This window comes from Halocynthiibacter sp. C4 (assembly GCF_028823805.1).
Taxonomy (GTDB): domain Bacteria; phylum Pseudomonadota; class Alphaproteobacteria; order Rhodobacterales; family Rhodobacteraceae; genus Falsihalocynthiibacter; species Falsihalocynthiibacter halioticoli.
Genome location: NZ_JAPEIE010000003.1, coordinates 212,521 through 219,755, shown reverse-complemented (window position 1 = coordinate 219,755; position 7,235 = coordinate 212,521). Strand labels below are relative to the sequence as shown.

At 52.6% G+C, this 7,235-nt stretch carries 7 protein-coding genes; 1 reads left to right on the top strand and 6 read right to left on the bottom strand.

Features of this window, described 5'->3' with window-relative positions; all coding sequences use genetic code 11:
* Nucleotides 1–284 precede the first annotated feature (284 nt).
* The 3 genes from msrQ to msrP are packed head-to-tail and all read right to left on the bottom strand — an operon-like array spanning nt 285 to nt 2,022.
* The gene (gene msrQ / locus OU789_RS14510) at nt 285–896 is read right to left on the bottom strand and encodes a protein-methionine-sulfoxide reductase heme-binding subunit MsrQ (RefSeq protein WP_274656265.1); all 612 of its coding nucleotides are present in this window, start codon (nt 894–896) and stop codon (nt 285–287) included.
* The gene (locus tag OU789_RS14505) at nt 896–1,099 is read right to left on the bottom strand and encodes a GDCCVxC domain-containing (seleno)protein (RefSeq protein ID WP_274656264.1); all 204 of its coding nucleotides are present in this window, start codon (nt 1,097–1,099) and stop codon (nt 896–898) included. The genes msrQ and OU789_RS14505 overlap by 1 nt, the downstream gene beginning before the upstream one ends.
* On the bottom strand, nt 1,099–2,022 hold the full coding sequence (msrP, locus tag OU789_RS14500; RefSeq protein ID WP_274656263.1) for a protein-methionine-sulfoxide reductase catalytic subunit MsrP: 924 nt from the start codon (nt 2,020–2,022) through the stop codon (nt 1,099–1,101). Before msrP ends, OU789_RS14505 begins: the two co-directional genes overlap by 1 nt.
* 352 nt (nt 2,023–2,374) lie before the next feature.
* Here msrP and OU789_RS14495 point away from each other — a divergent pair, with 352 nt between their 5' ends.
* Entirely contained in the window at nt 2,375–2,803 is a 429-nt protein-coding gene (locus OU789_RS14495) for a PDC sensor domain-containing protein (protein ID WP_274656262.1), read from the top strand.
* A 22-nt stretch (nt 2,804–2,825) separates the two neighbouring features.
* On the opposite strand, the gene OU789_RS14490 is transcribed toward OU789_RS14495, so the two are convergent.
* From OU789_RS14490 to OU789_RS14480, 3 genes are all read right to left on the bottom strand, one after another.
* Entirely contained in the window at nt 2,826–4,322 is a 1,497-nt protein-coding gene (locus OU789_RS14490) for an FMN-binding glutamate synthase family protein (RefSeq protein WP_274656280.1), read from the bottom strand.
* A gap of 113 nt (nt 4,323–4,435) precedes the next feature.
* Nucleotides 4,436–7,051, bottom strand: a complete 2,616-nt coding sequence (gene clpB, locus OU789_RS14485) for an ATP-dependent chaperone ClpB (RefSeq protein WP_274656261.1) — start codon at nt 7,049–7,051, stop codon at nt 4,436–4,438.
* Entirely contained in the window at nt 7,048–7,197 is a 150-nt protein-coding gene (locus tag OU789_RS14480) for a hypothetical protein (protein WP_263954704.1), read from the bottom strand. The genes clpB and OU789_RS14480 overlap by 4 nt, the downstream gene beginning before the upstream one ends.
* Nucleotides 7,198–7,235 lie beyond the last annotated feature (38 nt).

Sequence of the window (7,235 nt, the reverse complement as noted above, 5' to 3'; positions counted from 1 at the left end):
CTAGCGGTCGGAGTGCGCAAGCGGTTTTTTTAGAAATACGACGTTTTTTTGAAATTTTCACGAAACACTAATGAAAACAATGATTTACAGAATATGATTTTTCAGATTTTCGATATTTCTTTAAAATTGAAGCTGCGAATTACCGTTAAATATCGCCAAAGAACGGCTTATCCACAGACTCGCCCCCTCATTGCATACATTATTGGGCTGAATCAGCTCGGAATCGGCTTCGCGAGTCGGGGATTCTGGCGGAATCATGAGCCAAGACGACTCGCGTGACTCGTTTAAACCAGCCGCACACGTTTTAGAGGGGGGATTCTCATAGCAAGCAGCAACACGACAATCGCTAGATAGATGAGCGGTTCAAGTTGCCACCCCTTTACGAGAATAACATAGTGGATCGCCCCTGCGAGAGCTGCACCGTATGTGAGTTTGTGAAGTTTACGCCAGTTGGTCGCCCCGAGTTTTCGCAACGACAGGTTATTTGAGGTTAACGCCAACGGAATCATCAGAAGCAGTCCGAACATTCCGATCGTTATGTACCACCGCTTCACAAGGTCTTTGAGAATCTGCTCCATAAGGAGCTGCATATCCAAGAACAACCAAACACCAAGGTGCATAACCACATAGGCAAACGCCAATAACCCTATGGCGCGGCGGAACTTGATGAGATTAAGCCCGAACGCATTTCTAATCGGTGTGATCGCCAGACCCGCGATTAGAAGCTGCAGCGCGATTTCGCCAAGCTCGTGTTCCAGCGTTTTGACCGGATCAATGCCGAGTTGCCCGTTAAAGAGTTGTAGGGTCAACGCGGCCACAGGAATTACACCCGCTAAATAAAGTGTCCATGTGGGGGTTTTCCGCATGAATTGATTCAAGGTCTGCACGATAGTCATCAAGAACAACAATCCTGTCCGGTTTGTGTGGGAGGGCATGGATGTGTTCCATAGGAACAGAACACGCAACAATCGCCCGCTTCTGGAGTCAGTATCGATTTGCAATGCGGACACTCATAGAACCACTGACAAGCGTCACGCGGCATTTTTTCGACAGTTACCGCGCCACATTTTGGGCAAGTGATGGACGAGGAAAGCTGCATCAATAAAACTTCGCCAAATCCATCCCCTTATAGAGTCCGGCCACCTCTTTTTCGTACCCGTTGAACATCAGCGTTGGCTGACGCTTTGCAATCAGTCCACCAATCTTGCGTTCGCTCGCTTGGCTCCACCGAGGATGGTCAACGTTCGGGTTCACATTACTATAGAAGCCGTACTCGCTTGGTTGCAGCATATTCCAACTGCTTTCTGGCTGCTTGTTAGTAAGAGAAATACGAACGATCGACTTGATGGATTTGAAACCATACTTCCACGGAACAACAAGTCGGATCGGTGCGCCGTTCTGATTTGGCAACGTATCGCCATAGAGGCCCGTCGCCAGAATCGTAAGCGGGTTCATTGCCTCATCCAGCCGCAGACCTTCCCGATACGGCCAAGGAATAGTGCGCCGCTTTTGACCAATCATTTCGGACGGACGCTCTAGCGTTTCAAACGCCACATACTTTGCGCCTGATTTAACGCCCACTCTCTTAAGGAGCGTACTCAGTTCGAAACCGACCCATGGGATGACCATCGCCCATGCCTCGACACACCGGAAACGATAGATACGCTCTTCCATGGTGACGCCTTTGGTGATGTCAGCAAGATCATAAGTCCCGGGCCGGTCAACCATCCCGTCAATCTTGATAGACCAAGGATCAGTTGTGAGTGCGCCTGCGTATTTGGCCGGATCATCTTTGCCCGTACCGAATTCATAAAAGTTGTTGTACTTTGTGATGTCTTCAAAGCTGTTGGGTTTTTCGCTTGTAGAGTAACGGCTTTTTACAGTCGCGATTTTGCCCAGCGCCGGTGTGCTGGCAATAAGCCCCGCCGCACCAATACCTGCCATGAGTTGACGGCGGTTCAGGAAATCGGCTTTCGGCGTAACATCGGACCATTTCAGGTCGGTTTTGAATGTCTTGGACATAACAGTCTCCTTTGTCATGGCCACAATCGTTCAATCCGCCGCATCCGCAAAGCGTAAGTTGCCGATTTCACGCAAATGTTGGACCTGCGTGAATAACGCCGTGAATTCTGTGAACACTGAAACATTTTTGGGCGTTGGCCGAATCTCAACGCCTTTCCTTTTTGATGAAGCCCGAGGCCAGACAGCTCTATTAAGGAGTAAAAATATGAAGAGTATTGCTTGCGCCCTCACAGCGGCGCTTTCGGTTTTCACGTCTGCGGCCTTTGGGGCAAACGCAGATGACAAAATTTAGGGGCTTCTATCCAACGAGCTTGCAGGCTGGGTAAAGTCACCGGTCGTTATCGCCGCGATCATGAAACAAAACGCCGATCACGATGGAATCTCTCAATCAAAGATCGACGCACTTGATTCACAATGGCGCGCGGAAATCGGTTCTGCAGATACACCGTTGCAAACCGAGGTTCTGGGAAATCCAGTCTCGACCCACCTGAAGGACAAGCAGTCAGCCGCAAACGAATTGGTCAGCGAAGTCTTTGTCATGGATAGTTACGGTCTGAATGTCGGGCAATCCGCCGTTACTTCAGATTATTGGCAAGGCGACGAAGCTAAGTTCCAAGAGAGCTTTGGCGCCGGCACTGGTGGTGTACACATTGGCGATGTTGAGCTGGATGAAAGCACGGGCGATTATGTTGTTCAGGTTTCAATGACCATTAGCGATCCGGAGTCCGGCTCTCCGATTGGTGCGGTAACCTATGCCATCAACATGGGCGTTCTGGAATAAAGCCACTGCCGCCCGCGCGTCTTTAGGACTCGCGCGGGCCGCTCGCTTGATTGGGGAAAATTTCGTTCATACGTCTGCTAGATCCATCAGGCATGACAAGCCGAACATGATGCCGTCGAATCTTACGGGGCTCTGATACGCCAACCGAATGCGCAATCGTTTCGACCTCTTTAATGATCCCCTTCGCGTATTGTGCGACTTTCTTATACTTATCTTCCGGAACGAGCCCGCGCTGTAGATGTGGATCATGTGTGGTTATGCCGGTTGGGCAAGTGTTCTTGTTGCATTTTAACGCTTGAATGCATCCGAGACTAAACATGAACCCCCGCGCGGATGTTACAAAATCCGCACCCGCCGCCAGCGCCCATGCGACATCGCCGGGGTTAACAAGCTTACCACTCGCAATAATGCGAATCCTGTCTTTCAGTCCGAACTCATCTCGAAGCGCAGAAATTTTGGGCAATGCCTCTCTGATCGGCATCCCGACCAAGTCAATAAGAGGCATCGGTGCAGCTCCCGTCCCGCCCTCTCCGCCATCAATGGTTATGAAATCCGGCGCACAATCCGCTCCACGCTCGGCGATCAAGGCAAAAAGATCGCGCAAAGGTTCTGTAGAACCAACAACCGTTTTAAAACCAACCGGCTTGCCGGTAACTTCGCGTATGTGGCAAATCAAATCGAGCAACTGTTGCCAGTCGTCGACGCCTCTGATCCGGTTTGGCGAGATGCTTGCCTTGCCTGCGGGGATTCCCCTGATCTCGGCGATTTCAGCACTAACCTTCTCTGCTGGAAGTATACCGCCTTTTCCCGGCTTGGCCCCTTGCGCAAGTTTAAGTTCAAACATCTTGACCTCTGGGATGGCCGCAACATTTTGCAACCGCTCCTCTGAAAGCCGCCCGTTCTCGTCGCAGACGCCATAGTTCGCCGTGCCAATCTGAAAAACGACATCCGGCTTTCCCTCAAGATGATAAGGAGAAAGACCACCCTCTCCGGTGTTAATCCAAATTCCGGCTTCTTTGGCGCCAAGCGACAAAGCCCGAACAGCAGGTTTGCTCAGAGCGCCATAACTCATACCCGAAATGTTGAATATGGATTTTGCCACATAGGGTGCCCGCGCACCGGGCCCAATGGTCATCGGATCAGTGCTTGCGAATTGATCATCCAGAGGTGGAAACGCCGCGTTCACAAAGATCGGTGTGCCCGGTACCGCGAGATTTCGTGTACTGCCAAACGCAACGGTATTGCTTGAGCCCTTAGCGGCGCGCGATACCCAATCTCGCTGTGCGCGGTTAAAAGGGAGTTCCTCGCGATCCATAGCAAAGAAATACTGTCGGAAAAATTCGCCCAATGTCGTGAAGAGCTTCCGAAACCGCCCGATCACAGGATAATTTCTGCGAACTGCATCTTCGGTCTGCGTTCTGTCGATGACAAACATTATTACCGCAGCCAAGACAGCGAGTCCCAAGAGCCAAACAAACATTAGCGCCAAAATCTCGAGCGCTTGCCCTGCCCACCCCATGAATCTCATGCAATTTCCTCCTGAATTCGTGTCAGCTTGGCCAAGGCATGCGGGGCAAGCAAGTCATTTCAAACAAAAAAGGCCGCCTCGATTAATGAGGCGGCCTAATGAGCTTAGTGAACGACAGCGTCTTGCGGCGGTTGTCTGTTGGAGGTCGAGAGCCGATCCCCAACAAGAAGCCCGTCTGCTCCGGCCGTAACCGGAATGGTGTCCCCATCCATCACGTCACCCGCCAAGAGCATTTCGGCAAGCTGATCTTGCAACGCACGCTGGATAACGCGCTTCAGCGGCCGTGCGCCAAAGACAGGGTCATACCCCTCGTCTGCCAGCCACTTGCGGGCACCATCATCAAGATCAAGCGTAATACCACGACGCGCCAAACGTTTGTCGAGCAACCCGAGTTGGATATCGACAATGCCGTCCATGTCATCGCGCGAGAGCCGATCAAAGATGATCGTTTCATCAAGCCGGTTGAGGAATTCGGGACGGAAGTGAGCCCGCACCGCATCCATCACATCTCGCTTGGCTTCGGACGCATCCGCGCCTTCTGGCAACATGCTCAATGCCTGCGCACCAAGGTTGGATGTGAGGATAATCAGCGTTTGCTTGAAATCCACAGTCCGTCCCTGACCATCAGTCAGCACACCGTCATCCAGAACCTGAAGCAACACGTTGAACACATCGGGATGCGCCTTTTCGACTTCGTCAAACAGCACAACCTGATATGGCCTACGCCGTACAGCTTCGGTCAGAACACCGCCTTCGTCATAGCCGACATAGCCGGGAGGGGCACCGATCAAACGCGCAACCGCGTGTTTCTCCATAAACTCCGACATATCAATACGCACCATTGCGCTGTCGTCATCAAAGAGGAAATCGGCAACCGCCTTGGTCAGCTCGGTTTTACCGACACCAGTTGGTCCAAGGAACAAGAAGCTACCGAGCGGACGATTTTCATCGTTCAAACCAGCGCGCGCACGACGAACGGCATTCGAAACCGCCTGAACGGCACCACGCTGCCCGATCACACGTCGGCCAAGCTCTTCTTCCATACGCAGCAGTTTTTCACGCTCGCCTTCAAGCATCTTGCTTGTTGGAATACCGGTCCAGCGCTCAACCACGCTTGCGATTTGCTCTGGGCGGACGGACTCGGCAACCATTGCCTCGCTTTCACTCGCTTCGGCCTCAGCCAAGCGCTTTTCAAGCTCTGGAATCACGCCATAAGAAAGCTCACCGGCTTTCGCCAAGTTGCCATCACGTTTGGCGATATCCAATTCGGCACGCGCACGATCAAGATGTTCCTTAAGGTCTCGCGCATTGGCGAGCTTATCGCGCTCTGCCTGCCATGTGGCTGTCATCGCGGCGGATTTCTCCTGAAGTTCGGAAAGTTCAACTTCCAACTTTTCAAGCCGATCCTTGCTGGCCTTGTCATCCTCAAGACGAAGCGCTTCGGCCTCGATCTGTTTCTGAAGAATTTCGCGGTCAAGCGTATCAAGCTCTTCGGGTTTGCTGTCGACTTCCATACGCAAACGGCTGGCGGCCTCGTCCATCAGGTCAATCGCCTTATCCGGCAAGAACCGATCCGTGATGTAGCGATGGCTCAACGTTGCCGCTGCTACAAGCGCACTGTCGGTAATGCGAACACCGTGGTGAAGCTCGTACTTCTCTTTAATACCGCGCAGGATCGAGATTGTGTCTTGCTCTGTTGGCTCCTCAACCATCACTGGTTGGAACCGACGGGCAAGAGCCGCATCTTTTTCGACATGCTTACGGTACTCATCGAGCGTTGTTGCGCCAACACAGTGCAGCTCACCCCGTGCAAGTGCGGGCTTAAGCAAGTTGCTCGCGTCCATCGCGCCATCGGATTTGCCCGCGCCAACCAGCGTGTGCATTTCGTCAATGAACAAGATGATTTCGCCGCTCGCCGAAGTAACTTCGCTCAGAACAGCTTTGAGCCGCTCTTCGAATTCCCCTCGGTATTTCGCACCGGCAATCAGCGCGCCCATATCCAGAGACAACAGCTTTTTGTTGCGCAGACTTTCAGGCACGTCACCATTCACGATCCGCAGCGCAAGGCCCTCGGCAATCGCGGTTTTACCCACACCAGGTTCACCAATCAGAACCGGATTGTTTTTGGTGCGGCGGCTCAAGACCTGCATCGTGCGGCGGATTTCTTCGTCACGGCCGATGATCGGGTCAATCTTACCTTGCTCCGCAGCTTCGGTCAGATCACGCGCATACTTCTTGAGCGCATCATAGCCCTCCTCCGCACTCGCGGAATCAGCAGTACGACCCTTGCGAATATCATTGATCGCTTCATTCAGTTTCTGCGCAGTTACGCCACCGGCGTCCAACGCGTCTTTCGCCTTTGAACGGGTGATCGCAAGCGCGGTCAGAATCCGCTCTACAGGAACAAAGCTATCGCCGGCTTTCTTGGCCAGTTTCTCGGCTTCTGCAAGAACCTTAGCGGTTTGCGGGTCCATATAGACCTGTGCCGCGTCGCCAGAAACTTGTGGAATTTTGCCGAGCGCAACCTGCAGGGCCTCGTCGACCTGTCCAAGCTTTCCGCCAGCTCTTGTTATGAGGTTTGCTGCCAATCCTTGCTCATCATCAAGCAGCGCCTTCAACAGGTGTTCTGGCGCAAGTCTCTGGTGATTTTCTCGGATAGCAATAGTTTGGGCCGCTTGGATAAAACCGCGCGACCTCTCAGTGAATTTCTCTAAATTCATTCGATATCTCCTTCTCTAAGCACCCTTTCGAGAAGCTGCCCGATATGTCGGCACAGCCCCATTCGGGCCTTACCCAAAAGATAGGATTGCAGAGCCGCGCATTCAATGGATTGCGACAAAAATGTCTCACCAACTGGGTCGGTCATGGCTTGATGGTTTTTCCGCCGCCGCGTAAGAGAGGCAA